The sequence below is a fragment of the Agromyces sp. NPDC055658 genome (assembly GCF_053618155.1).
In genome coordinates this window covers 1-24,394 of sequence record NZ_JBSHHD010000010.1, presented here as the reverse complement: position 1 = coordinate 24,394, position 24,394 = coordinate 1, and the positions used below count along the sequence as shown (strand labels likewise).

The window sequence follows — 24,394 nt, the reverse complement described above, 5'->3', positions numbered from 1 at the left end:
GAGACGCGCAATCGCGCCGCCGCGTCGGCGTCGGCGCATCGCCAGTCGCAGCGCGTGGCGGCCTCGCTCACCACTGAGACCACCGCCGCCGAACGCGGCCCGCGCAAGGGCGGCGACGCCGCGGCCCCCGCCGTCGAGCCCGCGGAGGCCCCGGCGAAGGACGGGGCGTTCGACCTGGAGGCGACCACCGAACGCAAGCGCACGGCGGCGACGGCGGCGACCGCGGCGACGGAGGTGCCGGTCCACGAATCCGACGAAGCGCCCGCCGCCGGCGTCACGACGCCGCCGGCCGACGCGGTCGACCCCGACGGCTCGGCGGCACTCGCCGAGACCTCGCCCGCCGAGGCGCCCGGCGCCGACGGCGTGCTCGACGACGCACCCGCCGCCGAGGCATCCGCACCGACCATCGCTGCCCAGGCCGTGACCGTGATCCCCGCGAAGAAGTCGACGGCGCCGCGCAAGAAGCGCACCCTCCGGGTGGCGCGGCCGGCGCCGCCCGTCGATGCGCCGCGCGTGCTCGAGATCTCCGGCCTCGTGAAGCGCTTCGGCGAGAACACGGCGGTCGACGGCATCAGCCTCTCGGTGCGCGCGGGGTCGTTCTTCGGCATCGTCGGGCCGAACGGCGCGGGCAAGACGACGACGCTCTCGATGGTCACGGGCCTGCTGCGGCCCGACGCCGGCACGGTCGCCATCCACGGCATCGACGCCTGGGCCGACCCGCGCGCCGCGAAGCGCGTGACCGGCGTGCTGCCAGACCGCCTGCGCCTGTTCGATCGGTTGACCGGCAGCCAGCTGCTCTACTACTCGGGCGTGCTCCGCGGGCTCGACAACCGCACGGTGCGCGATCGCAGCGCCGACCTCATCTCCGCATTCGGGCTCGACGACGCGGTCGACCGGCTCGTCGCCGACTACTCGGCCGGCATGACGAAGAAGATCGCGCTCGCGTGCGCGCTGATCCACTCGCCCCGGCTGCTCGTGCTCGACGAGCCCTTCGAGTCGGTCGACCCGGTGTCGGCCGCGAACCTCACCGAGATCCTCGAACGGTACGTCGCGGGCGGCGGCACGGTGGTGCTCTCGAGCCACGGCATGGATCTCATCGAGCGGGTGTGCGACTCGGCGGCCATCATCGTCTCGGGCCGCGTGCTCGCCTCCGGCACCCTCGACGAGGTGCGCGCCGGCCAGACGCTCGAAGACCGATTCGTCGAGCTCGCGGGCGGGCGCAAGGCTGCGGAAGGCATGGAATGGTTGCACAGTTTCTCGGACTGAAACTGCGCCTGCTGGCGAACATCTTCAAACGGAGCACCTGGCAGGTCGTCGGCATCGTCGTCGGGCTCGTCTACGGGCTCGGGCTCGCGATCGTCCTGTTCCTCTCGCTCGTCGCGCTGCGCGTCGTCGGCGACGTCGAGACGATCCGCAACGCGCTCGTCATCGCCGGGTCGGCGACGATGGTCGGGTTCATCGTGTTCCCGCTCGTGTTCGGCACCGACGACACGATGGACCCGCGCAAGTTCGCGCTCTTCGGCCTGCCCGACCGCACGCTCGCGCTGAGCCTCGCGGTCGCCGGGCTCGTCGGCATCCCGGCGCTCGTGCTCGGCATCGTGCTGCTCGGCACCGTCGTCACCTGGTCGCGCGGTGTCGCCGAGACCCTGCTCGCGCTCATCTCCGCCGCGCTCGCGTTCGCGACCTGCCTGCTCCTGGCCCGGGTGACGACCGCGCTCGCATCGTTCCTGCTGTCGACGCGACGCGCCCGCGAACTGCTCGGCGTCATCGGCCTGCTGCTCATCGTCATGCTCTCGCCCATCATCGTCGCGATCGCGACCCTCGACTGGGCGAACTCGGGGCGGAGCATCCTCTCGACCCTCGGCGGACTCCTCGGCTGGACGCCGTTCGGCGCCGCCTTCGCGGTGCCCGGCGACGCCTCGGCCGGCGCGTGGGGTCCGGCCGTGCTCGAACTCCTCATCGCCGCGGCCACGCTCGGCGCCGTCTGGCTCGCCTGGCAGGCGCTCGTCGCGAAGATGCTCGTCACGCCCGGCCGCGAGGCCTCGGCGAAGAGCTATCGCGGGCTCGGCTGGTTCGATCGGATGCCGCACGGCGCGACGGGCGCCGTCGCCGCCCGCAGCTTCACGTACTGGTTCCGCGACGCCCGCTACTGGGTGTCGGTCGTGATGATCCCGATCGTGCCCGTGCTCGTGATGGTGCCGCTCGGCGTCGCCGGCGTGCCGACCCAGTACCTCGGGCTCATCCCGGTGCCGCTCATGTGCCTGTTCCTCGGCTGGAGCCTGCACAACGACACCGCGTACGACTCGACCGCGATCTGGCTGCACGTCGTGTCCGGGGTGCGCGGGGTCTCCGACCGGTTCGGCCGGCTGGTGCCGGTGCTCCTCGCAGGCGTCCTCGTGATCGGCCTCGGCAGCGCGGTCACCGTCTTCGTGCTCGACGACTGGCGCCTCCTGCCGTCGCTGCTCGGCGTGAGCACCGCGCTGCTGCTCGCCGGGCTCGGAGTCGGCTCGGTCGCGTCCGCGCGGTTCCCCTATCCTGCGGTTAAGCCGGGCGACAGCCCGTTCCAGCAGCCCCAGGCCACGGGCGGGCTCACGGCACTCGTGCAGTCGCTCACGATGCTCGCCTCCGTTCTCATCGCGGCTCCGGCCCTGATCTTCGCCGCGATGGGCGTGCTCGTCGACCCGTCGTGGCATGCGGCGGCGTTCGCCGCCGGCGTCGGCCTCGGGCTCGGCGCACTCGCGATCGGCGTGTGGTGGGGCGGACGCGTGTTCGACGCCCGTGGCCCCGAGACGCTCGCCGCGGCCATCCGCGCCTGAGCCGCGCGTAGACTCTTCGTCATGATCCACAGCGTGCGCGCCAGCATCGCCGACCCCGGCCAGCCGGGCGGCGGCACCGACGTCCTCGACCGCGAACTCGAGAAGCTCCTCGAGGACGAGGCCATCGAGCCGGGCGACCACGAGCGCTTCTCGCACTACGTGCAGAAGGAGAAGATCCTCGAGTCGGCGCTCACCGGCAAGCCGGTCAAGGCGCTCTGCGGCAAGAAGTGGACGCCGGGTCGCGACCCCGAGAAGTTCCCGGTGTGCCCGACCTGCAAGGAGATCTACGAGAAGATGCGTCGCTCGTAGGCGCGCACCTTCTTCAGCGGTAGCTCGTCGGGATCACCGGCTCGCCGCGGCCGAGGCGGAACGCCTCGATCGGCAGCTCCTGCATGACCTCGGCGCGGTGCGCCCGCGCAGCGGCCGTGCCGGCCGGACCGAGGTGCGCCGGGTCGGGCTCGCCCTTCGCGACCAGCTGGACCATGAGCGGACGGAGCCGGTCTCCCGCCTCGAACTCGGCCTCGCCGTCGGGCCCGTCGCCCACGAACACGAGCTCCTCGCGAGCGGTACGGGTCGAGTCGAGCCTGCGGGCGGCGTTCTTGCGTCCGCCGACGCTCGCCTTCTGGGTCGAGGCCTTCGCGACCGGCACCCATTCGCCCGCGTCGTCCTTGCGGGCGACGAGCTTGTAGACCATGCCTGCGGCGGGAAAGCCCGAGCCGGTGACCACGGCGGTGCCGACGCCGTACGAGTCGACCGGTGCGCCCGAGAGCCCCGCGATCGTGAACTCGTCGAGGTCGCTCGTCACGGTGATCTTCGTATCGACCGCCCCGAGCGCGTCGAGCTGCTCGCGCACCGCGGCGACGACCGTCGGCAGGTCGCCCGAGTCGATGCGCACCGCGCCGAGCTCGGGACCGGCGACCTGCACGGCGAGCTCGACGCCGCGGGTGATGTCGTACGTGTCGACGAGGAGGGTCGTCTTCGGGCCGAATGCGGCCACCTGGGCGCGGAACGCGTCTTCCTCGCTGTCGTGGAGGAGCGTGAAGGCGTGCGCCGCGGTGCCCATCGTCGGGATGCCCCAGGTGCGGCCGGCCTCCAGGTTCGAGGTCGCGTCGAACCCGGCGATGTAGGCGGCGCGCGCGGCGGCGATCGCCGAGCGTTCGCTCGTGCGACGTGAACCCATCTCGGCGATCGGTCGGCCGAGTGCGACCGACACCATGCGTGCTGCGGCGCTCGCGATGGAGGAGTCGTAGTTGAGCGTCGAGAGCACCACGGTCTCGAGCATGACGGCCTCGGCGAACGACGCCTGGATGGTGAGCAGCGGCGAGCCCGGGAAGTACGCCTCGCCCTCGCGATACCCCCAGATGTCGCCCGTGAACCGGTAGTCGGCGAGCCAGTCGAGCGTCGCGGGGCGCACGATCTCCTGTTCGCGCAGCCACTCGAGCTCGGCGTCTTCGAAATGGAACCGCTGGACGAGTTCGAGCAGGCGCCCGGTGCCGGCGACGACGCCGTAGCGGCGTCCGTCGGGCAGGCGTCTCGCGAACGCCTCGAAGAGGCTCTCGCGGTGGGCGGTGCCGTCGAGCAGGGCGGCATCGACCATCGTCAGTTCGTAGCGGTCGGTGAAGAGGGCAGCTGAGCCGGTCACGCCCCCGAGCCTAGCCGGAGCCGACGCGACCCCGGTCGCGGCGACGCGGCGTCGGGCGGGCCGGATGCGTCGGCGGGGCGTGCGGTCGCGACGACGTTGCTCAGCATCACGAGCGCGATGCCCGCGAGCTGCCATCCGGTGAGCGTCTGCCCGAGGATGAGGAAGCCGAAGAGCGTCGCCGCGGCCGGGTGCAGGCTCTGCAGCACGCCGAACCTGGCTCTCGAGACGCGTCGCAGTGCCCACATGTCGATCGCGTAGGGGAGCGCCGAGCAGAGCAGGCCGACCGCGACCCCGACGAGGAGCACGCGCGGAAGCTCCGCCGGGTCGAGCCCGATGAGCGCGAGCACGAGGAGCGGCGAGGTGGCCGCTGCGGCGGCGGTGTTCGCGACCGCGGTCGCGGTGAGGCCCGGCAGCGCGAGCGCGGCCCGCTGGCCGATGACGATGTAGGCCGCCCAGGCGCCCGCCGCGACGAAGCCGAAGGCGATGCCGAGCGGGTCGAGGCCGGCGACCGTGCCGGTGAGCAGCACGACGCCGAGCCCCGCTCCGAGTGCGCAGGCGAGGTCGAGCCGCCGGCGCGAACCGACGAGCGCGACCGCGAGGGGGCCGAGGAACTCGAGGGTGACCGCGAGGCCGAGGCCGACCCGGCTGATCGAGGCGTAGAGCGAGAGGTTCATGACGACGAGCACCGCGCCGAGCAGCACGGCGGGGCGCAGTCGGCGCCAGCCGATCGCGCGGAGCCGGGGGCGGGCCACGGCGAGCGTCGCGATCGCGGCGACCGCCTGGCGCAGGGCGACGACACCGGCCGGCCCGACGATCGGGAAGACGGTCGCGCCGATCGCGGCGCCGACGGCGACCGAGGTCGCGCTGCCGACCATGGCGAGGCTCGCCGCTCGTGTCGATTCCATGATTCGACGCTAGGTCGCATTGCGTTCGAAGTGAAATGCAATCACGGACGATCGATACGCTAGACGCATGGATGTCGAGCTCCGCCACCTCCGGGTCCTCGTGGCACTCGACGAGGAGCGCTCGTTCACCGCGGCCGCGGCGCGCCTCGGGCTCTCGCAGGCGGCCGTCTCGCGGGCGATCGCGGCGCTCGAGCACGAGCTCGGCACCCCGCTCGTGCACCGCACCACCCGCCGGGTCGAGCCGACGGCCGCGGGCGCCGCCTTCGCGGGCACGGCCCGCCGGCTGAACGCCGAGCTCGACCGTGCGGTCGCGGAGCTGCGAGGCGAACGGTCCCAGGTGCGACTCGGCTACTCGTGGGCGGCCCTCGGGGCGCACACGACCGCCGTGCTCCGCGCGTGGAACCGCGCGCACCCCGACGAGCCGCTGCGGCTCAGCCGCATCAACCGGCGCGACGCCGGCCTCGCCGACGGCCGGGTCGACCTCGCCGTGATCCGCGGCGACGTGCGCGTGCCCGACGTCGTCGACGAGGTCGTGGGCCACGAACGCCGCTACGTGGCGATGCCGGTCGATCACGAGCTCGCCGACCGGTCGCGGGTCGCACTCGCCGACCTCACGCCGTTCGTCGTCGCGGTCGACCGGTACACGGGCACGACCACGACCTCGCTGTGGTCCGACGCCGGGCTCGAACCGCCCCGCATCACCGACACGACCGACTTCGAGGACTGGCTCGACCTCATCGCCGCCGGCGAGGTCATCGGCGTCACGGCGGCGGCCACGACCCACCAGTACCCGAGGCCGGGCATCGTGTTCGCCGAGCTCACCGATGCGCCGCTGATCGAGGTGCACCTCGCCTGGCACCGATCGTGGCGGCATCCGGCGACGACGAGACTGGCGCGCGCCATCCGCGAGGCCTACGCGACCGGCCCGCTCGCCTAAGCTTGAACCTCGTGACGGACGCACCGATCGGGATCTTCGACTCAGGGGTCGGCGGCCTCACCGTCGCCCGCGCGGTGAAGGACCAGCTGCCGAACGAGTCGATCCTGTACATCGGCGACCTCGAGCACTCGCCTTACGGGCCGAAGAAGATCGCCGACGTGCGCGGCTACGCGCTCGCCGTGCTCGACGACCTCGTCGCGCAGGGCGTGAAGATGCTCGTGATCGCGTGCAACACGGCTTCGTCGGCGATGCTGCGCGACGCGCGCGAGCGCTACGACGTGCCCGTGGTCGAGGTCATCCAGCCCGCCGTGCGCCGGGCGGTCGCGGCGACGAAGACCGGCCGGGTGGGCGTGATCGGCACCCAGGGCACCGTCTCGTCGCGAGCGTACGACGACGCGTTCGCCGCGGCACCCCACCTCGAGCTCTTCTCGCAGGCGTGCCCCCGTTTCGTCGAGTTCGTCGAGGCGGGCATCACGACGGGCGACGAACTGCTCGCCGTCGCCGAGGAGTACCTCGCGCCGCTGCGCCGCGCCGACATCGACACGCTCGTGCTCGGCTGCACCCACTACCCGTTCCTGAAAGGCGCCATCTCGTACGTCATGGGCGAGGGCGTCACCCTCGTCTCGAGCGACGTCGAGACCGCGAACGACGTCTACCGCGTGCTCGTCTCGACGGGCATGGAGCGGCGCGACCCGACGCCGCCCAGCTACCGCTACGAGGCGACCGGTCGTTCGACGAGCGCCTTCCTCGACCTCGCACACCGACTGATCGCCCCCGAGATCCCGAGCGTCGAGCTCGTGCAGACGGGCGTCATCCCCCTTCCCGACCGCGCACGGCTTCGACAGGAGAACAACGCATGACCGAGGCATCCGCCACCCCGATCGTCCGAGCCGACGGGCGCGCGCCCGACCAGCTGCGCGAGGTGACCATCGAGCGCGGCTGGAGCGCCCATGCCGAGGGCAGCGCCCTCATCTCGTTCGGCGGCACGAAGGTGCTGTGCACCGCGAGCTTCACGAACGGCGTGCCGCGCTGGCTCACCGGCAAGGGCAAGGGCTGGGTCACGGCGGAGTACGCGATGCTGCCCCGCTCGACGAACACCCGCAACGACCGCGAGAGCGTGAAGGGCCGCATCGGCGGGCGCACCCACGAGATCAGCCGCCTCATCGGTCGCAGCCTCCGCGCCGTCATCGACACCAAGGCGCTCGGCGAGAACACGATCGTGATCGACTGCGACGTGCTGCAGGCCGACGGCGGCACGCGCACCGCCGCGATCACGGGCGCGTACGTCGCGCTCGCCGACGCCATCGAGTGGGCCCGCGACAAGAAGTTCATCGGGCAGAAGGCGACTCCGCTCATCGACACCGTCTCGGCCGTGTCGGTCGGCATCATCGACGGCGTCCCCATGCTCGACCTCGCCTATGTCGAGGACGTGCGCGCCGAGACCGACATGAACGTCGTCGCCACCGGGCGCGGGCTCTTCGTCGAGGTGCAGGGCACCGCCGAGGGTGCGCCGTTCGACCGGCGCGAGCTCGACTCGCTGCTCGACCTCGCCCTCGCCGGCACCGCATCGCTCACCGAGCTGCAGCGCGCCGCGCTCGCCGAGGCGGCGGGGGAGCGCGCGTGACCGGGGCGAACGCCACGGCCGCATCGGGTGCGCTCGAGGTCGTGCTCGCCACCCACAACGCGCACAAGGTGGCCGAGTTCCAGCGCATCCTGGGTGAGCGGATGCCGGGACTCACGGTGCTCGCCTACGACGGCCCGTCGCCCGTGGAGGACGGCACGAGCTTCGCCGAGAACGCGCTCATCAAGGCTCGCGCCGCGGCGGAGCACACCGGGCGCATCGCGCTCGCCGACGACTCGGGTATCACGGTCGACGTCATGGGCGGCGCCCCCGGCATCTTCTCAGCCCGCTGGGCGGGCGAGCGCGCCGGCGACGAGGAGAACGTGCGGCTGCTGCTCGCGCAGCTCGGCGACGTGCGCCGGCCGAATCGCGGCGCGGCCTTCCACTGCACGATCGCGGTCGTCGTGCCGTCGGCCGTGCTCCGGGACGCCGATGCCGACGAGGAGTTCGTCGCCGAGGGACTCTGGCGAGGTTCGCTCGCCTACGAGCCGCGCGGCTCGCACGGATTCGGCTACGACCCCGTGTTCGAGCCCGAGGGGCACGAGGTGACGGCCGCCGAGCTGCTGCCCGAGCAGAAGAACGCGATCAGCCACCGGGCGCGGGCGTTCGAGGCGCTCATCCCCGAGCTCGAGCGCATCGCGGCGGGCGTCACTCCCGCCGAATAGCGGATGCCCCTGCCCAAGCCCGACGTCACCCGGTGACGAACGCCGTCAACCGGTCGGCGAACTCGTTGAACGCCGTGCCGGTGGTGAGCATCGCCCACCCGTGGCCGACCCCGTCGCCGACGATCGTCACGTCGTCGCTCGCGCTCGCGTCGGCGAGCTGCTGCAACTCGTCGACGCTCACGGTCGAGTCGTCGGGGGCGACCGCGAGGAAGAGCGGCGCCGCGAGCGCCGGTGCGTCGTCCATCGAGTCGTAGCCGCGGAACGAGATCGGTCCCGACAGGTCGGCGACGCCGTCGAGGACGGCGGCATCGCCGTCCCGCCCGCCCGCGACGACGGCCGCCGTTCCGCCCATCGAGGCACCGATGACGACGACCCGCTCCGCCCCGTGCTCGCGCGCCCAGTCGGCGGCCGCGAGCAGGGCGTCGGCACCGTCGTCGACGACGTGGTTCGCGCCGGAGGGGCACTCGGTCGCGCCGTAGCCGCAGTTGTTGACGAGCAGCACCTGCACGCCCTGCTCGGCCAGGCTCGACGCGTACGGCCAGAATCCGCACTCGTCTTGATTCCGCTGGTGCGCGAAGATCGCGGTCGTCGTGCCGGAGCCTGCGACGCCGACGTCGAACAGCGCCTCGCCGACGGGCAGCAGCATCGCGCTCGACTCGACGCCGGTGTCGCCGCACTGCTCGGAGGGCGGCGTGGGCTGCTCGGCGGCGGGCTCGGCCGTCGCCGACGCGTCGGCGCCGCTCGTCGCTCCGCCGCCGCCTCCGGGACCGCCCGCGCATGCGGAGAGCGCGGCGACGAGGCATCCGACGGTCAGGGCGATGGCGAGCGTGCGGCGCGAGGGCATGCACCGCAGCCTAGGGCGGGAGCCGCAGCGACCGCGACCCCCCCGTGCGCTGCCATGCCGGTGAGAACGCGACTCATTCCTGATTGGGGCGATTCGCTCCCAGCGCGCCCCGGCCGACCTACGCTGGAAGCGACATGGCACACGATCACGCGCACGACCACGCTGCGACGGCGAACCGCACCCGACTCTGGATCGCGATCGCGATCATCGGCGCGTTCGTGCTCGTGCAGGTCATCGGCGGCCTGCTGAGCGGCTCCCTCGCACTGCTCGCCGACGCCGGGCACATGACGAGCGACCTCATCGGCCTGATCGTCGCGCTCGTCGCCGCGTTCGTCGCCGCCCGCCCGGCGACCGACCGGCAGACCTACGGGTTCCGTCGCGCCGAGGTGTTCGGTGCGCTCATCAACGGCGTGATCCTCGTCGTCGTCGCAGTGACCGTCACGATCGGCGCGATCGGCCGGCTCGTCACGGGCGCGGAGGGCGAGGCGCACGAGGTGCAGGGCGGCATGATGCTCGTCATCGCCGTGCTCGGGCTCGTCGCGAACATCGCGGCGATGCTCGTGCTGCGCGGCGGAGCGAAGGACTCGATCAACCTGCGCGGCGCGTACCTCGAGGTGCTCGGCGACACGATCGGCTCGGCCCTCGTCATCGTCGCGGCGATCGTCATCCTCTTGACCGGCTGGAACGCGGCCGACCCGATCGCCTCGCTCGGCATCGCGGTGCTGATCGTGCCGCGCGCGCTGTCGCTGCTGCGCGACGTCGTGCGAGTGCTCAGCGAGAGCGCGCCCGCCGACACCGACGTCGCCGAGATCCGCGACCACCTGCTCGGCACCGCCGGAGTGGTGGCGGTGCACGACATCCACGTCTGGCAGATCACCTCGGGCCAGCCGGTGTTCACGGCGCACGTCGAGGTCGAGCCCGAGGTCTTCGAGGCGGGGCGCGCGGGTGCGCTGCTCGACGAGCTCGGGGGATGCCTCAGCGAGCACTTCGACGTCGCGCACTCGACCTTCCAGCTCGAGCCCGCCGGCCGGGCGGAGCAGGAGCAGGGCTCGCACTGCTGACCGGCGCGCGCGAAGCGGCCGAGGCCCACCGCGCGGATGCGAAGCGGGCCTCGGCGCCGTCTGCCGAGGGCGATCAGCAGCTCACCGCGGGGTTGAACGGCGTGAAGACGCCCGCCGGGTTGTGCGCTCCGACCCACACGTGCAGGTCGTAGTGCGTCGGCATGCCTGGCTCGTGCCCGGGCATCGGGCCGTCGAACGGCCGCGTGCCGAGCATCGGCACGGGCTGGCCGACGTCGGGCTCGAAGAACTCGGCGCTCCAGAGCCGGAGCTCGCCCGACGGCGACGGCCCGTAGGTGAGCATCGGCGGCGCGGCGGGGTCGACCGGTGCGCCGGGGCGCACGAGCGCCGGGTTCACGTAGTGGAAGCCCATCGCTCCGTCGGGGCTCGCGGCGCATTCGCCGGCGGGCACGTAGCCGGCCGCGATCGCGGCGTCGACGTCGTGGAATCGGGCGGTCGCGGCACGCACGTCGGCGACGACGCGCCGCATCTCGGGCGTCGTGGGGCCGGCGTCGAGCGGGTGTTCGCCGCCGTGGGCCTGCGCCGGCAGCGCCGACAGGGTGACGGCCGCGGCGGTGACGAGCGTCGCGGCGATGGTGCGGTGGATGGTGCGCATGGTGGTGGTCTCCTTCGTTCGGGTTCGGGTTCGGGTTCGGGTTCGGGTTCGGGTGCGGGTTCGGCGTGCGGTTGCGTGCGGGTGCGGCTCGGTGCGGGTGGCCGAGTTCGGGGGTCCGATGCCGCCGCGCGACGCTCAGTCGCGCTCGACCGCGTGCGATGCGATCCAGACGCGTCGCGGGTCGTAGAGGTCGCGCACGCGCACGAGCCGCTCGCGGTCGGCCGCCTCGGAGAACGCCGAGCTCGCCTCCGGGCGTTCGGCGAAGTTCGGGAAGGTGCCGCCCGTCGACCAGGGCTGCAGCGCGCCGGCGACCGCGGCGGTGACCTGCTCGCCGAGCTCGGCGAGCTCGGGGGTCGGCGCGGGCGAGACGGCGAAGAGCGCGTAGGCGCCGTCGAGGCGGGCGAGCGCGCCGTCGTGCGGGCGGGCGAGCGCCCCGCCGAGGTGACGGAGCTCCGCGATCATGAGCGGCGTCTCGACGCCGGGCCCCGCCGCGGCGAGCAGCGCGTCGATCGCCGCCTCCGGAAGGCCGGCGAGCATCGCGTGGTCGGAGACGCCGGGGGTCGGCGCGGGCGGGTCCATGTGGACCGCGAGCAGCCCCGACGACGGCATCCGCCCGAAGGTGTCGAGCTCGGGTGCGAGGTCGCGGAGGGGGGCGAGCAGCTCGGCCGCCCGCTCGTCGTCCTCGAGCAGCGCGCCGTCGATGACGACGAGCTCGCGGCCGCTGAGGAAGGGCGGCAGCTCGGGCAGCGGCGGGAAGCGCATGAGGCGCAGCGAGGTCGTTACCGACTCGGGCACCGTGCTCGTCCACTCCGCCCACGCGCGGGCGACCTGCGGCGCCGCCGCGAGGTCCCACAGGAGCATTCCCGCGACCACGTCGGCGATGGGCAGCAGGTCGATCTCGACGGCGACGACGACGCCGAAGCCGCCACCGCCGCCCCGGAGCGCCCAGAACAGGGCGGCGTGCTGTTCAGCGCTCGCACGGATGAGCTCGCCGTCGGCCGTGACGAGCTCGATCGCCCGCACCGATGAAGCGGCCAGCCCGTGCGCGCGCCCGTAGAACGAGAGTCCGCCGCCGAGCAGGTAGCCCGCGACCGCGACGTCGCCCGCGCTGCCGTGCAGCGCGGTCAGGCCGTGCGGGGCCGCCGCGGCGACGACGTCCTGCCAGAGCGTGCCGCCGGCGACGCGCGCGGTACGCAGGGCCGGGTCGACCTCGACACCCGTGAGGGCGTGCAGGCGGAGGAGCAGCGCCTCCTCGAGGTGGTCGCCGGCGATGGCGGATGCCGCGTGGCCAGTGCTCTGCGGCGCGATCCGCAGTCCGTCGGCGCCGGCCGCCGTGACGGCGGCGACGACCTCGGCGACGGTGCGGGGCACGGCGACGGCGGCCGGCCGCTGCGAGACGGCCAGGTTCCACGGGCGGCAGGCATCGTCGTAGCCGGTGTCGCCCGGCAGGAGGACGACCTCGAGCTCGCGCAGCGCGGCGAGGCCGGTCAGGATCGGGTTCATGCTGATTCCTTCGTAATGGGTCGGAGCGGGTGCGGCCACCGTCGCCTCGAGTCGCACGAGCATGCCCGCGGGCCGCTCGCGTTCGTCGGCGACGACCTCGACGCGGACGTCGCGGGTCGCGTCGCCGAGTCGCTCGGCGAGGATGCCCACGAGCTCGTCGGCGGGTTCGGCCGACGCGTTGTGCACGCGAAGCCGGCGCAGCGCGGTCAGCGGCAGCCCGCGGTCGACGATGTCGTGCTCGAGGCGCACGAACGCGAGGCACAGCTGCGCGGTCGCGTCGTCGGCGTGCACGAGATCGCCGCGCTCGTCGACGGGCTCGGAGTGGATCGTGGTGGTCACGGATCCAAGCCTGCGAACGGCGCCGGCCCCGAGCCATCCCAGTTGTGGGGGGATTTCCGGATCCCAGTGTTCTGGGATATCGCGGCGGGGGCCGGCGGGCGCATACTGATCGCATGCACAACCGGTTGCGCGCCGAACGCGCTCGCGGCGATCTCGACGTGCTCTCGCGCGCTGGCCTCGACCTCGACGACTTCATCGCCGAGGCGACCGAGACCGTCGGCCGGGCGACGCCGTGGGTGGGCGCGTGCGTCGGCACGCACGACCCGTCGACCATGATGCTGACGAGCGCCCGCAAGTACGGCTCGCTCGTCGCGAACAACGAGCACGACATGCTGTTCGGCCTCCTCGAGTACGGGGCCGAGGAGCCGAGCTCGTTCCGCGCGCTCGCCAGGTCGGAGGCGCGCGCGATCGGCATGCACGCCTCGGACGACGTCGACGCCGACCGGTCGGAGCGCACGAACCGCCTCATGCGCCCGGTCTACGGCTTCGGCGACGAGGCCCGCCTCGTGTTCCGCGACGGTGCGGGCGTGTGGGGGTGCCTCGCGATGTTCCGGGGAACGGACGACGCGAAGTTCTCGCGCGATGAGGTCGACTTCCTCGGCACCCTGTCGGAGTCGTTCGCCCGGGGCGTCCGCGCCGGAATGCTGACCCGGCTCTCGGCGTCACCGGTCGCCGAGTCGGACGTCTGCGGGCCGGCGGTCGTCATCGTGGGAACCGACGACGAGGTCTCGCAGATCAGCCTGGGTGCCGAGGAGCGGCTCGCCCAGCTCGCGACCACCCAGCACAGCGGCGACCCGCTGAGCCTCGTGACCTCGCTCGTCGGCGCGGCCCGGCGCATGCTCGCCGTGCCCGGCTCGCCGATCCCACGGGCGCGCGTGCGCACCGCCGCGGGCACCTGGCTCGTACTGCACGCCTCGCCGCTGGCCGGTCCCGACGGCGCAGCGGGCGACGTCGTCATCACGATCGAGGAGGCGCGCCCGCCCGAGATCGTCGCACTCGTGGTCGCCGCGTTCGGGCTGACGCCCCGCGAGCGCGACGTCACGAGGCTCGTGCTGCAGGGCGTCGAGACGAAGGAGATCGCGGCGACCATGCACGTCTCGGCCTACACCGTGCAGGACCACCTGAAGTCGGTGTTCGAGAAGGCTGGGGTGCGCAGCCGTCGCGAGCTCATCTCGCGCGTCTACTTCGACCAGTACGTGCCGCGGATGGGCACCGAGGTCGCGCCGAGCGGGTGGTACGCGGGCTGAAGCCGCGAGGCGCGGTTCAGGCGAGCGGATGCCTCGGCCGAGGCATCCCCGTCAGTGCTCGTCGTGCTTCGGGCCCCGCTCGAAGACGTCGGCGTCGAGCACGAGCTCGGCGGCCTCGGTCTCGTCGGTGACGACGTCTTCGCCGGCGGCGGCGGCCTTCTTCGCCTTCGACCGCTCGCGCAGGTAGTGCCAGAGCGTCACGATGGCCGTGCCGCCGACCGCGGCGAGCAGGATGAGGTCGATGTACTCCTTGACGAAGTCGGCGATCGGGGGGATGAAGCCGATCGCGTACCCGAACATCGTGAGTCCGAAGCCCCAGAGCACGGCGCCGACGAGGTTGTAGAGCGTGTACTTGCCCTTGTGCATGTGGCCGACGCCTGCGGCGACGGGGGTGAAGGTGCGCACGATCGGCACGAAGCGCGCGAGGATGACCGCGAGGGCGCCGAACCGGTCGAAGAAGGCGTTCGTGCGTTCGACGTTCTTGACGCTGAACAGGCCCGATTCCTTTCGTTCGAAGATCGCCGGGCCGGCCTTGTGGCCGATGAGGTAGCCGACCTCGCCGCCGATGAACGCGGCGAGTCCGATGAGCAGCGACACCCACCAGACGCTGATGCCGAAGACGCCCTCGGGCGAACCGGGCAGCGGGTGCGAGAGCAGCCCCGAGATCACGAGGAGAGTGTCGCCGGGCAGCAGGAACCCGACGAGCAGGCCCGTCTCGGCGAAGATGATGCCGCACACGACGAGCAGCGCCCACGGCCCGGCGCCGCCGATGATCGTCTCGGGGTCGAGCCACGGGATGAGGGCGGTGTGGACCATGCGGATGGGCTCCAGTCGTCGGACCCGGCGGTACCGGGTCGGCGGGCGGCGTGGGTATGACGTGAGTCTACCGAGCGGCCCCTGGACGCGGCATCCGACTGCAGGATGACCCGGGGCTCACCCCGCGGGGTGAGATGCGCGGCACCGGCCGCGCTCGTCCGCGCGCCGCCGCCGTCGGCGAGGTCGCAGCGTGTCGGTCGTCGCGCGTAGGGTCGCCGACATGCGCTACGGATTCATCTATCCCGGCAGTGACCCAGAACTCGCGGTCGAGCTGGCCGGGCTCGCAGAACAGTACGGCTGGCACGGCTTCTTCGTGTGGGAGGGCATCTGGGCGACCGACCCGTGGTCGGTGCTCGCGGCGGCGGCGATGCGCACGACGAACGTGCGACTGGGCACGATGCTCACGCCCGTGCCCCGCCGCCGGGTGTGGGAGCTCGCGGGCCAGACGATGACGGTCGACCGGCTCTCGGGCGGGCGCGTCATCCTGTCGGCCGGGCTCGGCGTCGCCGAAGACGCCGAAGACCGCTTCTGGATCTTCGAGCACGACCCGGGCCGGCGCGAGCGGGCCGACGTCTTCGACGAGTCGCTCGACCTCCTGCCGAAGCTCTGGCGGGGCGAGCCCTTCGAGCACGAGGGGGCGCACTACACGGTGCGGCGCACCGACCGCATGCTGCCGCTGCCGCCCGTGCAGCAACCGCGCATCCCGATCTGGGCGGTCGGCCTGTGGCCGCGCCCGAAATCCATGCGACGCGTCGCCCGCCTCGACGGGTGGTTGCCCAACTACGCGCCGCCCGGCGAGGGCGCCGCGGGGCCCGACGCCCAGCGCGAGCTGTTCACGCCCGAGATCGGCGCCGAGGCGATGGCGTGGCTGCGCGCCGAGCGCGAGCGCCTCGGCCTCGCCGACGAGCCGTTCGACTGGGTGCAGGAGGGCACGACGGCGGGGCTCGACCCGGCCTCCGACGCCGCGGTCGTCCGCAGTTGGGCCGAGGCGGGGGCGACGTGGTGGCTCGACACCGACTGGTCGGTGCCCGCCGAGCGCATCGAGCAGTACTCGAGAGCGCGGCTCGCGGCGGGTCCGCCCGTCATCGACCGCTGACACGGAGTCGGCCCGGGCTCGCGTCGATCACACGAGCCCGGGCCGTATTTCCCCTGATCCCGATGACCGAACCACCGGGGCGTCGTCCCTGCGACTCTCTCAGCAGAACACGGGAACCGATTCCTCCGCGAGGGGTTGACGGGGCCCGTGGCCTGATGCATGGCGAGTCGGGTCGGACGGAAACGGTCGAACGCAGCGCCGTCGGGCTGCGTCGCGTCGCGTCGCGTGCGGAAGGTGGGACTTGAACCCACACGCCCGAAGGCACAGGAACCTAAATCCTGCGTGTCTGCCGATTTCACCACTCCCGCGAGTGCCCGTTCAGTCTATGCGGGTGCGCTTTCGCCGTCGGCCGTCGCAGCGGCCTCGACGGGGGTCGCGGCGCCCGCTCGGCCTGCCCGGCGCGGTGGGCGCGACGGGGCCGACAGCGCGATCAGTGCGATGAGCGAGCGTCGTGGCCGAACAGCATGCGCGCGAGCACGAGCATCATGACGATGAACGCGGCGACCACCGGCAGCGGCGCCCACCACCAGCCGACCGTGAAGCCGAGCACGGGCACGAGCGCGAACGCCGTGAGCCAGATGACGGCGCTGTAGATGCCGAAGCGGGCGGCCGCGGCCGGGTCCTGCTCGAAGCGGTTGCCGACCTCGACGGCGTCGCGGTGCATCGCGACCACCCACGGCTTGTGCCGGTTCGTCTGGGTGGCACCGAGCGCGCTCAGCACGGCGATCGCGGCGACGGCGAGCACCGCGGCGAGCACGAGCCAGACGAGCTCGAGCCGCCAGACGACGACGGCGGCGAAGCCCAGCGAGGCGACGAGCGTGCCGGTCGCCGCACCGAAGGCGACGGCGCGGCCGGTCGGCAGCGGGTAGTTCGTCGTGGTCTCCTGGCGGAGCGCGTCGGCCGTGATGACGCCGATCGCGAGCCCGAGCGCGGCGGCGATCGCGATGAGCGGCCCGGCGGCGAGCGGCATGAGCGGGGTGAGGCCGAGCACGAGGGTCACGAGCGCCGCCGCCGCGACGATCGAGAGCACGACGGTGCGCACGACGAACGCGGGCTTCGGGCGCACCCGGTGGCGCAGGGCCGTCTGGGCCGCGGATGCCGCGGGGCGAGCGGCGCGTGCGGCGGGTGCCGAGGCATCCGCGTCGCCGGTCGCCGCCGCGACGAGCTCGCGCACGTCGCCGAGCTCGTCGACGGCGCGGCGGGCGGCCTCGGCGGGGGAGGCGCCGGCGACCTCGAGCTCGGCGACCCGCGAGAGCAGGTTGTCGCGGATCTCCTCCTTCAGGTCTTGCGCCTCGGGGGTGGGGTCGATGCCCGCGAAGGCCTCGTCGAGGAGGCGGTGCACCTCGGTCGAGGTGCGGGGGCTGCGGTTGTCGCTCATCGCAGGGAGCCTTTCGTGTTCGCCGGCGCCGTCTGGCTGCCGAGCAGGGAGTCGATGACGGTGCGGGTGGCCACCCAGCTCGCCACGTTCTGGCGGAAGGCGGCGCGGCCCGCGTCGGTGATGCGGTAGTACTTGCGGCGGCCGCCCTGCGACTCGTCGCCCCAGTACGCCTCGGCGAGACCGTCGCGTACGAGCCGGCGGTAGCTGGCGTAGAGGGTCGCCTCCTTGATCTCGTAGCCTCCGCCCGTGGCATCGCGGATGTGCTTGTAGATCTCGAAGCCGTAGCTGTCGTGCTCGCGCAGCACGCCGAGCACGATCGTGTCGGTGTGCCCGCGCAGCAGGTCGGCCGCGAAGGCGTCGCCGGATGCCGCTGAATCTTGGATCATGTGAAGTACTGTAACAGATCAAGTAATAAATGTGAACAAGAAATGGATGTCGCAGGGTGGTGCGCCGACGACGTGGATGGCTCGCGGCTGGCGTTGTGGATAACTTCGACGCAGTCGTCGGGCCCCACCGCATGATGGATGCCATGTCCGACGCCGTCCGCACCATCGCCGAGCGCGTGCGCACGCGGGTGCTGCGCGAGGGGGTCGATCTCGCGGGCGACGACGACGTCGCCGCCCGGTATGCGCACGACGAGGTGAGACGGTACAGCGAGCGGGCGCTCGCGGGCGCCCATTCGGGGCTCGTCGACGAGGCGGGCACCGCGCGAGACGTCGTCGCCGCGCTCACCGGGTACGGCGCCCTGCAGCCCTTCTTCGACGATGACACCGTCGAAGAGATCTGGATCAACGGTCCGGCCCGCGTGTTCGTGGCGCGCGGAGGCGTCTCCGAACTGACGAACCTCGTGCTGAGCGACCGCGAGGTGCGCGAACTCGTCGAGCGCATGCTCGCGCACACCGGACGGCGCGTCGACCTCAGCTCGCCGTTCGTCGATGCCTCGCTGCCCGACGGATCGCGGTTGCACGTGGCGATTCCCGACGTCGCGAGGGAGCACTGGGCGGTCAACGTCCGAAAGTTCCAGCGGCGCATCAGGTCGCTCGCGGCGCTCGTCGAGCTCGGATCGCTGACGGTCCAGGCCTCCGAGTACCTGCGCATGTCGGTGCTCGCCGGAGCGAACATCCTCGTCTCCGGGGCGACGCACACCGGCAAGACCACCATGCTCAACGCCCTCATGTCGGGCGCGCGGACGGGCGACCGGGTCGTCACCGTGGAGGAGACCTTCGAGCTCGACCTCGACGTGCGCGACCTCGTCGCCCTCCAGTGCCGGCAGCCGAGCCTCGAGGGAACCGGCGAGATCACCCTGCGACGGCTCATCAAGGAAGCATTGCGCATGCGCCCCGACCGGCTCATCGTGGGCGAGGTGCGAGAGGCCGAGAGCCTCGACCTGCTCATCGCGCTGAACTCGGGTCTTCCCGGCATGTGCACCATCCACGCGAACTCGGCTCGCGACGCACTCGCGAAGCTGTGCACGCTGCCGCTGCTCGCCGGACGGAACATCGACTCCGCCTTCGTCGTTCCGACGGTGGCGAGCTGCATCGACCTCGTCGTCCACCTCGCGATCGACCGGGACGGACACCGCCGCGTCGCCGAGATCCTCGCGCCCACCGGTGCAGCCAGCGGGGCGAGTGTCGACGCGGAGGCGATCTTCGCGACGAGCGACGGCGTGCTGAGGGCGACCGGGGCGCGCCCGGCCCGCCTCGAGAAGTTCGAGGCCCGCGGCTTCGACCCCGACCACGTCCTGGGCGTGGTCGAATGAGTCTCGTGCTCGGCGCGGTGCTCGGCCTCGGCATCCTGCTCATCGCCGCACCATTGCTCTGGCCGCGCGTCGCGGGTGCTTCCGCGAGGGCGACGGACTCGCTCGACCGCCTTCGCGGCGAACTCGCCCTGGCGGGGCTCGGCGGCGTGCCGCTGCCCGTCATCGTGGCCGTCGGCCTCGCGCTCGCCCTCGTCGGCGCCGCCCTCGCGCAGGCGATCTTCGGCATACCGTTCCTGACCGCGATCGGTGCGCTCCTCGGTGGCGCGCTCGTCCCGTTCGTCGTGCGCGGCCGCGCGGCCCGCCGGCGCGCGGCGAATCGCGCGGTCTGGCCCGACGTCGTCGACCACCTGGTCGCGTCGGTTCGGGCGGGCATGTCGCTGCCCGACAGCCTCGGAGCCCTCGCGGAGCTCGGCCCGGCTCCGACGCGACCCGCGTTCGCCGCGTTCGAACGCGAGTACCGGCGCACGGCGAACTTCTCCGCCTGCCTCGACGGGCTCAAGGCCGAGCTCGCCGATCCCGTCTCCGACCGGATCCTCGAAACACTGCGCATGGCGCGGGAGGTCGGCGGCAGCGACGTGACCGCAGTCCTGCGCGCGCTCGCCGGGTACCTCCGTGAAGACGCGGCACTCCGCGCCGAGGTCGTCTCGCGCCAGTCCTGGATCCGCAACGCGGCTCGGCTCGGCGTTGCCGCCCCCTGGCTGCTGCTGCTCGTGCTCGCCTCGCGGCACGAGGCGATCATCGCCTACGACAGCCCGGCCGGAGCCGTCCTCATCCTCGTCGGCCTCGGCGTGACCCTCGTTGCGTACCGCGCCATGATCGCGCTCGGCCGGCTTCCCGAGGAGCGACGATGGTTCAACTGACGACCGTCGGGGCACTGAGCCTCGTCCTCGGCGTCACCGCCGGCCTCGGTCTCTGGATGCTCGTGTCGACGCTGCCGCGGATCGGCCGTCCGCGCCTCGCGGAACGCGTCGCACCATACGTCGCCGACCTCTCTGCGGAGGCACGGGCGATGCTCGCACGACGACCCGCCGACCCGGGCCCCGTGCTCGCAGCGCTCGTCGCGCCGACCGCTCAGCGGCTGCGCGGAGTGCTGTCGTCGTGGCTCGGCGGCAACGACCTCATCGCACGGCGCCTGCGGCAGGCGGGCTCGTCGGCGAGTGTCGAGCGATTCCGCGGCGAGCAGCTCGCGTGGGCGGCCGGCGGGTTCGTGTTCGGGGCAGCTCTCGCCGTGGCGGCACCCGGCTTCGCGACGCTGCCCGCGATCGTGCGGATCACGGCTCCGTTCATCGCGGCGGCGCTCGGCGCGATCGGACGTGACTGGGTCCTGCAGCGGAGCGCGAGACGGCGCCTCGCCCGCATCTCATCCGAGCTCGCGACCGTCCTCGAGTTCCTGACGCTGAGCCTCACCGCAGGCGAAGGCATGCTCGACGCGCTGCGCAGGGTGTCGGCAGCGGGCACCGGCGAGTTGCCGACCGAGTTCGGTCGGGTCGTCGCGACGGTCGGCACCGGCGTACCGCTCGCGACGGCGCTCGCCGAGCTGCGCGACGGTGTCGACCATCCCGGGCTCACTCGCGCGCTGGATCAGGTGCTCGGAGCGCTCGAGCGCGGGGCACCCCTCGCCGCCGTGCTGCGCGCCCAAGCCGGCGACGCCCGCGAGGCCGCGAAGCGCTCGATCATCGAGGCGGCCGGCCGCAAGGAGATCGCGATGCTCGTGCCGTTGATCTTCCTCATCCTCCCGGTCACGATCGCCTTCGCGCTCTTCCCCGGCTACCTCGTACTGCAGGCGGGCTTCTGATGCCCGACGACGAAAGGAACTCCCATGCGACAGCAGATCATGCGCCGAATCCACGACGAGCGCGGCGACGTGCCCGGCTGGGTGTTGATCACCCTCATGACCGCCGGGCTCGTGATCGTCATCTGGGGCCTCGCCGGTCCCGCGCTGAGCGACGTCTTCAACCAGGCGATCGATCGAGTGCTCGGCATCTGATCCGGCGCTCGCTCGCGGTGGTGCGGGCGCGACTCGCCGACGAACGAGGCTCGGCGGTCGCGGAGTTCACCCTCGTCGGCGTCTTGCTGACGGTGCTCGCGCTCGCGGTCGTGCAGCTCGGGCTCGCGCTCCATGTGCGCAACACGGTGCTCGATGCTGCGGCCGAGGGAGCCCGGTACGCATCGCTCGCCGGGTCGAGCGATGCCGACGGCGTCGTGCGCACGCGGGAGCTGATCTCGGCTGCGATCTCGAGCGACTATGCGGGCGAGGTGAGCGCGTCGCGCACGACGATCGACGGCGTTCCGGTCGTCGCAGTGACCGTTCGTGCGACGCTGCCCGTCGTCGGACTGCTCGGCCTCGATCGCGGGCTGGAGGTGACCGGGCATGCGGCGGTCGAACGCCTCGGCTGACCTGCGGTGGCCGGCGGGCCCGAGTGGCGACGACGGCGAGCGGGGCTCCGCGTCGCTCGAGTTCCTGACGGTCGGGATGCTGCTGCTCGTGCCGCTCGTCTACCTGGTGCTCGCGATCGCCGCCGTGCAGGGCGGTGCGCTCGCGGTCGAGGGTGCCGCCCGCCAGGCCGCCCGGGTCGCCGTCGAGGCGGGTGGTCGGGGCGACGCCGAGATCGCCGTCGAGCGCGCGGTGGCGGTCGCGCTCGCGGACTACGGGATCGAGGCCGGCGAGGCGTCCGTCGAGCTCGACTGCCAGGCGGGCGACTGCGCCGCACCCGGCAGCCGGGTGCGGGTGTCGGTCCGGGCCACGGTGCGCCTGCCCCTCGTCCCCGACGTGCTCGACCTCGACCGGGTCGGCAGCGTTCCGCTCGATGCGAGCGCGACGCAGACGGTGTCGCGATTCGCGGGTGATCGCCCGTGACGCGCTGGGCCGCACGGTTCCGCCGGGGAGCGGAGCCGAGACGCGAGTGCCATGCCGGTGCCGGCGGCGACGAACGCGGATCCACGATGCTGCTCACGATCTTCTTCTGCGCGCTCGGGCTCGCCCTCGTACTCGTGGTCGCATCGGCGACATCGCTCTATCTCGACCGGAAGCGACTCTTCACTCTCGCCGACGGGGCCGCGCTCGCCGGCGCCGAGATGTGGAACCTCGACGAGGTGCGCGTCGACGACGGCGCGCTCTCCGTCGAACTCGACGACGCCCGCGTCCTGCGCGCCGCGAACGACTACCTCGGCGACGCCGTGCACGAACTCGACGCGGTCGAACTCGTCGAGGCGACGTCGACCGACGGCCGCACCGCGACCGTGACCCTGCGCGCCGTGTGGCACGCGCCGATCTCGACAGACCTCATCCCGGTGGCGGTGCCCATCGAGGTGACGGCGACCGCGCGGTCGGTCTTCCATTGACGCACGATGGCCCGCGCGCTGCCTGATCGGGAATATGCGGCCGCCCGCGCCTGATTGACTTGAAGCATGACCATCGAGATCTCAGACCACTTCGCCCGCATCCTCAACGCGCCCGTGTTCGCCTTCCTCGGCACCACGCGCCCGAACGGCGAGGTGCAGGTCAACCCGATGTGGTTCGAGTTCGATGCCGACACCCAGACCATCCGTTTCACGCACACGACGAAGCGTGCGAAGTTCCGCAACCTGCAGAAGAACCCGGCGATGACGCTCGCGATGACCGACCCCGAGAACGCGCACAAGTACGTCGAGGTGCGCGGCCGGCTCGCCGAAGTCGTCCCCGACCCCGAGGGGGCGTTCTACGTGCACCTCGGGCAGCGGTACGGCGACCCCGACACCGCGGTGCCCGCCGACCACGCCGACCGCGTCATCCTCGTCATGCAGCTCGAGAAGGTCAACGGCCGCTGACGGCGCCGGTCAGCGCAGGCGGCGCGGCACGTACCTCGGGATGTAGCGCCAGAGCACGCCCGCCCCGACGAGGCCGACGATGCCCATCGTCGCGCTCGCGGCCATGATCGACACGAGCGACGTCACGCCCGCGACGACGAGCGGCGCGACCGCCTGGCCGGTGTCGCCGATCGTGCGGTACGCGGCGAGGAACGGGGCCGGGTTCGCCTTCGGTGCCAGGTCGGCGCCGAGGGTCAGGATCACCCCGCTCGACAGCCCGTTCGCGACGCCGAAGAGCAGCGCGACCGCCGTGAACCACGCGGCCGCAGCGGGCACGTCGTGGGTGAACGCGAGCACGAGGTGCCCGACCGCGAGCCCGAGCAGCCCGGGGATGGCGCTCCACATGCGGCCGAACCGGTCCATGACCTGCCCGCTCACGTAGAACAGCGCGAAGTCGATCGTCGCCGAGATGCCGATCACGAGCGCCGCCTGCTCGGGCGGCATGCCGATCGACACCGCCCACAGCGGCAGGATCATCGTGCGACTCGCGCGCAGCGCCGCGAGGATGCCGATGCCCGTGCCGATGCGTGCGAGCACCTCGCGGTGCACCACGATCGCGCGGAACACGCCGTGCGATGCGGCCGCCGCGTCGGCCTCGCCGGCGGTGCCGCGACGCACTTCGACCGCGGATGCCTCACGCGCGCGCCGTGCGGCCCCGAACGCCTGCTCGGGGTCGGGCAGCAGCACGAGCACCACGACGACCGCGAAGCAGCTCGCGACGAGCACCCAGAACACCGGCTCCGAGGAGCCCGCGAACGCGATGATCGCCGCCGCGACGAACGGGCCGACCGCCCAGCCGGCGCGGAACACGCCCGCGAGCGTCGACAGCGCGCGGGCGCGCACCCGCTCGGGCACGTAGCTCGTGAGGAATGCGTGGCGGGCGAGCCCGAACACCGCCGTCGCGAGCCCGAGCAGGAACACCCCGACACCGAGCGCGACCGTCGTCGGCGACGCGAGCGCGATGAGCACGCCGGTCACCGCGAGCAGCGCCGCCCCGATCATGGCGTTGCGCTCGCCGATGCGGGCGACGACCCACCCCGCGGGCAGGTCGCCGACGAGCTCGCCGACCATGAGCATCGCGGCGATGAGCCCCGCGAGCGCGAGCGAGGCGCCGCGCTCGGTCGCGACGACCGGGATGACGGGGATGATCGCCCCCTCGCCGAGCGAGAACAGCAGCGTCGGCAGGTAGGCCGGGAGGACGATGCCGCGCCACGAGAACGGGGCGGCGGAGTCGGTCATCGCCTTCGACGCTACACCCGGCACGCGGTGCGGACGCATGCGAGCCGCGGCCCGTGCGACGCGAACG

The 24,394-nt window shown here is 72.7% G+C and carries 27 protein-coding genes and 1 tRNA gene; 18 read left to right on the top strand and 10 right to left on the bottom strand.

All coding sequences use genetic code 11. The features are described 5' to 3' along the window. Positions 1-54: 54 nt before the first annotated feature. From ACWGPE_RS06715 to ACWGPE_RS06705, 3 genes are read left to right on the top strand one after another with little or no spacing between them, the layout of a single operon-like run. Positions 55-1,266 carry an ATP-binding cassette domain-containing protein gene (locus ACWGPE_RS06715; protein WP_452048391.1) on the top strand — a complete coding sequence of 404 codons (1,212 nt, stop codon included), beginning with the start codon at positions 55-57 and terminating at the stop codon, positions 1,264-1,266. Beyond that, positions 1,242-2,816, top strand: a complete 1,575-nt coding sequence (locus ACWGPE_RS06710; RefSeq protein ID WP_231430577.1) for a hypothetical protein — start codon at positions 1,242-1,244, stop codon at positions 2,814-2,816. The genes ACWGPE_RS06715 and ACWGPE_RS06710 overlap by 25 nt, the downstream gene beginning before the upstream one ends. A gap of 21 nt (positions 2,817-2,837) precedes the next feature. After that, positions 2,838-3,125 carry a DUF3039 domain-containing protein gene (locus ACWGPE_RS06705; RefSeq protein ID WP_231430578.1) on the top strand — a complete coding sequence of 96 codons (288 nt, stop codon included), beginning with the start codon at positions 2,838-2,840 and terminating at the stop codon, positions 3,123-3,125. Positions 3,126-3,138: 13 nt separating this feature from the next. Here ACWGPE_RS06705 and ACWGPE_RS06700 read toward each other — a convergent pair whose 3' ends face one another. Both ACWGPE_RS06700 and ACWGPE_RS06695 read right to left on the bottom strand, forming a co-directional pair. Further along, a complete protein-coding gene (locus ACWGPE_RS06700; protein WP_275505715.1) occupies positions 3,139-4,458 on the bottom strand; it encodes a nicotinate phosphoribosyltransferase in 1,320 nt (439 codons plus the stop codon). Then, positions 4,455-5,363, bottom strand: coding sequence for an EamA family transporter (locus ACWGPE_RS06695; protein ID WP_275505716.1), 909 nt, complete (start codon positions 5,361-5,363; stop codon positions 4,455-4,457). Before ACWGPE_RS06695 ends, ACWGPE_RS06700 begins: the two co-directional genes overlap by 4 nt. 67 nt (positions 5,364-5,430) lie before the next feature. Between ACWGPE_RS06695 and ACWGPE_RS06690 the strand changes: the two genes are divergently transcribed. From ACWGPE_RS06690 to rdgB, 4 genes are read left to right on the top strand one after another with little or no spacing between them, the layout of a single operon-like run. Continuing rightward, positions 5,431-6,300: a LysR family transcriptional regulator gene (locus ACWGPE_RS06690; RefSeq protein ID WP_452048390.1), complete on the top strand. Its 870-nt coding sequence runs from the start codon at positions 5,431-5,433 to the stop codon at positions 6,298-6,300. Positions 6,301-6,311: 11 nt separating this feature from the next. After that, a complete protein-coding gene (gene murI / locus ACWGPE_RS06685) occupies positions 6,312-7,160 on the top strand; it encodes a glutamate racemase (RefSeq protein ID WP_275505718.1) in 849 nt (282 codons plus the stop codon). After that, the gene (rph, locus tag ACWGPE_RS06680; RefSeq protein WP_231430583.1) at positions 7,157-7,924 is read left to right on the top strand and encodes a ribonuclease PH; all 768 of its coding nucleotides are present in this window, start codon (positions 7,157-7,159) and stop codon (positions 7,922-7,924) included. Before murI ends, rph begins: the two co-directional genes overlap by 4 nt. Continuing rightward, on the top strand, positions 7,921-8,586 hold the full coding sequence (gene rdgB, locus ACWGPE_RS06675; protein ID WP_231430584.1) for an RdgB/HAM1 family non-canonical purine NTP pyrophosphatase: 666 nt from the start codon (positions 7,921-7,923) through the stop codon (positions 8,584-8,586). The genes rph and rdgB overlap by 4 nt, the downstream gene beginning before the upstream one ends. A 25-nt stretch (positions 8,587-8,611) precedes the next feature. On the opposite strand, the gene ACWGPE_RS06670 is transcribed toward rdgB, so the two are convergent. Further along, on the bottom strand, positions 8,612-9,430 hold the full coding sequence (locus ACWGPE_RS06670) for an alpha/beta hydrolase family protein (RefSeq protein ID WP_231430586.1): 819 nt from the start codon (positions 9,428-9,430) through the stop codon (positions 8,612-8,614). A gap of 134 nt (positions 9,431-9,564) precedes the next feature. Between ACWGPE_RS06670 and ACWGPE_RS06665 the strand changes: the two genes are divergently transcribed. Continuing rightward, complete coding sequence (locus ACWGPE_RS06665; RefSeq protein ID WP_452048389.1) at positions 9,565-10,491, top strand: cation diffusion facilitator family transporter; 927 nt, start codon at positions 9,565-9,567, stop codon at positions 10,489-10,491. A 73-nt stretch (positions 10,492-10,564) separates the two neighbouring features. Here the strand turns inward: ACWGPE_RS06665 and ACWGPE_RS06660 are convergent, their stop codons facing one another. Both ACWGPE_RS06660 and ACWGPE_RS06655 read right to left on the bottom strand, forming a co-directional pair. Continuing rightward, the gene (locus tag ACWGPE_RS06660) at positions 10,565-11,104 is read right to left on the bottom strand and encodes a hypothetical protein (protein WP_452048388.1); all 540 of its coding nucleotides are present in this window, start codon (positions 11,102-11,104) and stop codon (positions 10,565-10,567) included. Positions 11,105-11,239: 135 nt separating this feature from the next. Further along, positions 11,240-12,946, bottom strand: a complete 1,707-nt coding sequence (locus ACWGPE_RS06655; protein WP_452048387.1) for an FAD-binding oxidoreductase — start codon at positions 12,944-12,946, stop codon at positions 11,240-11,242. Positions 12,947-13,059: 113 nt separating this feature from the next. Between ACWGPE_RS06655 and ACWGPE_RS06650 the strand changes: the two genes are divergently transcribed. After that, the gene (locus tag ACWGPE_RS06650) at positions 13,060-14,193 is read left to right on the top strand and encodes a response regulator transcription factor (protein WP_231430591.1); all 1,134 of its coding nucleotides are present in this window, start codon (positions 13,060-13,062) and stop codon (positions 14,191-14,193) included. A gap of 51 nt (positions 14,194-14,244) precedes the next feature. On the opposite strand, the gene ACWGPE_RS06645 is transcribed toward ACWGPE_RS06650, so the two are convergent. Then, entirely contained in the window at positions 14,245-15,009 is a 765-nt protein-coding gene (locus ACWGPE_RS06645; RefSeq protein ID WP_231430592.1) for a DedA family protein, read from the bottom strand. Between the two features lie 220 nt (positions 15,010-15,229). Between ACWGPE_RS06645 and ACWGPE_RS06640 the strand changes: the two genes are divergently transcribed. Continuing rightward, on the top strand, positions 15,230-16,105 hold the full coding sequence (locus ACWGPE_RS06640; RefSeq protein ID WP_275505723.1) for an LLM class flavin-dependent oxidoreductase: 876 nt from the start codon (positions 15,230-15,232) through the stop codon (positions 16,103-16,105). A gap of 226 nt (positions 16,106-16,331) precedes the next feature. On the opposite strand, the gene ACWGPE_RS06635 is transcribed toward ACWGPE_RS06640, so the two are convergent. The 3 genes from ACWGPE_RS06635 to ACWGPE_RS06625 form a co-directional block, all read right to left on the bottom strand. After that, positions 16,332-16,413 (bottom strand) — tRNA-Leu (locus ACWGPE_RS06635). 122 nt (positions 16,414-16,535) lie between these two features. After that, positions 16,536-17,483 carry a permease prefix domain 1-containing protein gene (locus ACWGPE_RS06630; RefSeq protein ID WP_452048386.1) on the bottom strand — a complete coding sequence of 316 codons (948 nt, stop codon included), beginning with the start codon at positions 17,481-17,483 and terminating at the stop codon, positions 16,536-16,538. After that, the gene (locus ACWGPE_RS06625; RefSeq protein ID WP_275505726.1) at positions 17,480-17,869 is read right to left on the bottom strand and encodes a PadR family transcriptional regulator; all 390 of its coding nucleotides are present in this window, start codon (positions 17,867-17,869) and stop codon (positions 17,480-17,482) included. Before ACWGPE_RS06625 ends, ACWGPE_RS06630 begins: the two co-directional genes overlap by 4 nt. Before the next feature lie 143 nt (positions 17,870-18,012). On the opposite strand from ACWGPE_RS06625, the gene ACWGPE_RS06620 reads away from it, so the two are divergent. The 8 genes from ACWGPE_RS06620 to ACWGPE_RS06585 all read left to right on the top strand — a co-directional run bounded on the left by ACWGPE_RS06620 (position 18,013) and on the right by ACWGPE_RS06585 (position 23,049). Further along, complete coding sequence (locus tag ACWGPE_RS06620; protein ID WP_275505727.1) at positions 18,013-19,242, top strand: CpaF family protein; 1,230 nt, start codon at positions 18,013-18,015, stop codon at positions 19,240-19,242. Continuing rightward, positions 19,239-20,102, top strand: coding sequence for a type II secretion system F family protein (locus tag ACWGPE_RS06615; RefSeq protein WP_231430599.1), 864 nt, complete (start codon positions 19,239-19,241; stop codon positions 20,100-20,102). The genes ACWGPE_RS06620 and ACWGPE_RS06615 overlap by 4 nt, the downstream gene beginning before the upstream one ends. Beyond that, entirely contained in the window at positions 20,090-21,037 is a 948-nt protein-coding gene (locus ACWGPE_RS06610; protein ID WP_452048385.1) for a type II secretion system F family protein, read from the top strand. The genes ACWGPE_RS06615 and ACWGPE_RS06610 overlap by 13 nt, the downstream gene beginning before the upstream one ends. 24 nt (positions 21,038-21,061) lie before the next feature. After that, entirely contained in the window at positions 21,062-21,229 is a 168-nt protein-coding gene (locus tag ACWGPE_RS06605; protein WP_231430606.1) for a hypothetical protein, read from the top strand. A 20-nt stretch (positions 21,230-21,249) separates the two neighbouring features. Then, positions 21,250-21,639 carry a TadE/TadG family type IV pilus assembly protein gene (locus ACWGPE_RS06600; protein ID WP_231430607.1) on the top strand — a complete coding sequence of 130 codons (390 nt, stop codon included), beginning with the start codon at positions 21,250-21,252 and terminating at the stop codon, positions 21,637-21,639. After that, positions 21,614-22,099: a hypothetical protein gene (locus tag ACWGPE_RS06595; protein ID WP_376931436.1), complete on the top strand. Its 486-nt coding sequence runs from the start codon at positions 21,614-21,616 to the stop codon at positions 22,097-22,099. Before ACWGPE_RS06600 ends, ACWGPE_RS06595 begins: the two co-directional genes overlap by 26 nt. 86 nt (positions 22,100-22,185) lie before the next feature. Beyond that, complete coding sequence (locus tag ACWGPE_RS06590) at positions 22,186-22,584, top strand: pilus assembly protein TadG-related protein (RefSeq protein ID WP_231430610.1); 399 nt, start codon at positions 22,186-22,188, stop codon at positions 22,582-22,584. Positions 22,585-22,650: 66 nt separating this feature from the next. Then, positions 22,651-23,049, top strand: coding sequence for a TIGR03618 family F420-dependent PPOX class oxidoreductase (locus tag ACWGPE_RS06585; protein ID WP_231430611.1), 399 nt, complete (start codon positions 22,651-22,653; stop codon positions 23,047-23,049). 9 nt (positions 23,050-23,058) lie between these two features. On the opposite strand, the gene ACWGPE_RS06580 is transcribed toward ACWGPE_RS06585, so the two are convergent. Next, complete coding sequence (locus ACWGPE_RS06580) at positions 23,059-24,327, bottom strand: MFS transporter (protein WP_231430612.1); 1,269 nt, start codon at positions 24,325-24,327, stop codon at positions 23,059-23,061. Positions 24,328-24,394: the final 67 nt, after the last annotated feature.

Coding starts and splice junctions, on each gene's coding strand:
- ACWGPE_RS06630 (WP_452048386.1), bottom strand. CDS start 17,483: ATGAGCGACAACCGCAGCCCCCGCACCTCGACCGAGGTGCACCGCCTC.
- ACWGPE_RS06640 (WP_275505723.1), top strand. CDS start 15,230: ATGCGCTACGGATTCATCTATCCCGGCAGTGACCCAGAACTCGCGGTC.
- ACWGPE_RS06585 (WP_231430611.1), top strand. CDS start 22,651: ATGACCATCGAGATCTCAGACCACTTCGCCCGCATCCTCAACGCGCCC.
- ACWGPE_RS06615 (WP_231430599.1), top strand. CDS start 19,239: ATGAGTCTCGTGCTCGGCGCGGTGCTCGGCCTCGGCATCCTGCTCATC.
- rph (WP_231430583.1), top strand. CDS start 7,157: ATGACCGAGGCATCCGCCACCCCGATCGTCCGAGCCGACGGGCGCGCG.
- ACWGPE_RS06665 (WP_452048389.1), top strand. CDS start 9,565: ATGGCACACGATCACGCGCACGACCACGCTGCGACGGCGAACCGCACC.
- ACWGPE_RS06610 (WP_452048385.1), top strand. CDS start 20,090: ATGGTTCAACTGACGACCGTCGGGGCACTGAGCCTCGTCCTCGGCGTC.
- ACWGPE_RS06670 (WP_231430586.1), bottom strand. CDS start 9,430: ATGCCCTCGCGCCGCACGCTCGCCATCGCCCTGACCGTCGGATGCCTC.
- ACWGPE_RS06650 (WP_231430591.1), top strand. CDS start 13,060: ATGCACAACCGGTTGCGCGCCGAACGCGCTCGCGGCGATCTCGACGTG.
- ACWGPE_RS06625 (WP_275505726.1), bottom strand. CDS start 17,869: ATGATCCAAGATTCAGCGGCATCCGGCGACGCCTTCGCGGCCGACCTG.
- ACWGPE_RS06710 (WP_231430577.1), top strand. CDS start 1,242: ATGGTTGCACAGTTTCTCGGACTGAAACTGCGCCTGCTGGCGAACATC.
- ACWGPE_RS06705 (WP_231430578.1), top strand. CDS start 2,838: ATGATCCACAGCGTGCGCGCCAGCATCGCCGACCCCGGCCAGCCGGGC.
- ACWGPE_RS06695 (WP_275505716.1), bottom strand. CDS start 5,363: ATGGAATCGACACGAGCGGCGAGCCTCGCCATGGTCGGCAGCGCGACC.
- ACWGPE_RS06605 (WP_231430606.1), top strand. CDS start 21,062: ATGCGACAGCAGATCATGCGCCGAATCCACGACGAGCGCGGCGACGTG.
- ACWGPE_RS06660 (WP_452048388.1), bottom strand. CDS start 11,104: ATGCGCACCATCCACCGCACCATCGCCGCGACGCTCGTCACCGCCGCG.
- ACWGPE_RS06590 (WP_231430610.1), top strand. CDS start 22,186: ATGCTGCTCACGATCTTCTTCTGCGCGCTCGGGCTCGCCCTCGTACTC.
- ACWGPE_RS06580 (WP_231430612.1), bottom strand. CDS start 24,327: ATGACCGACTCCGCCGCCCCGTTCTCGTGGCGCGGCATCGTCCTCCCG.
- ACWGPE_RS06645 (WP_231430592.1), bottom strand. CDS start 15,009: ATGGTCCACACCGCCCTCATCCCGTGGCTCGACCCCGAGACGATCATC.
- ACWGPE_RS06620 (WP_275505727.1), top strand. CDS start 18,013: ATGTCCGACGCCGTCCGCACCATCGCCGAGCGCGTGCGCACGCGGGTG.
- ACWGPE_RS06690 (WP_452048390.1), top strand. CDS start 5,431: ATGGATGTCGAGCTCCGCCACCTCCGGGTCCTCGTGGCACTCGACGAG.
- ACWGPE_RS06595 (WP_376931436.1), top strand. CDS start 21,614: ATGCGGCGGTCGAACGCCTCGGCTGACCTGCGGTGGCCGGCGGGCCCG.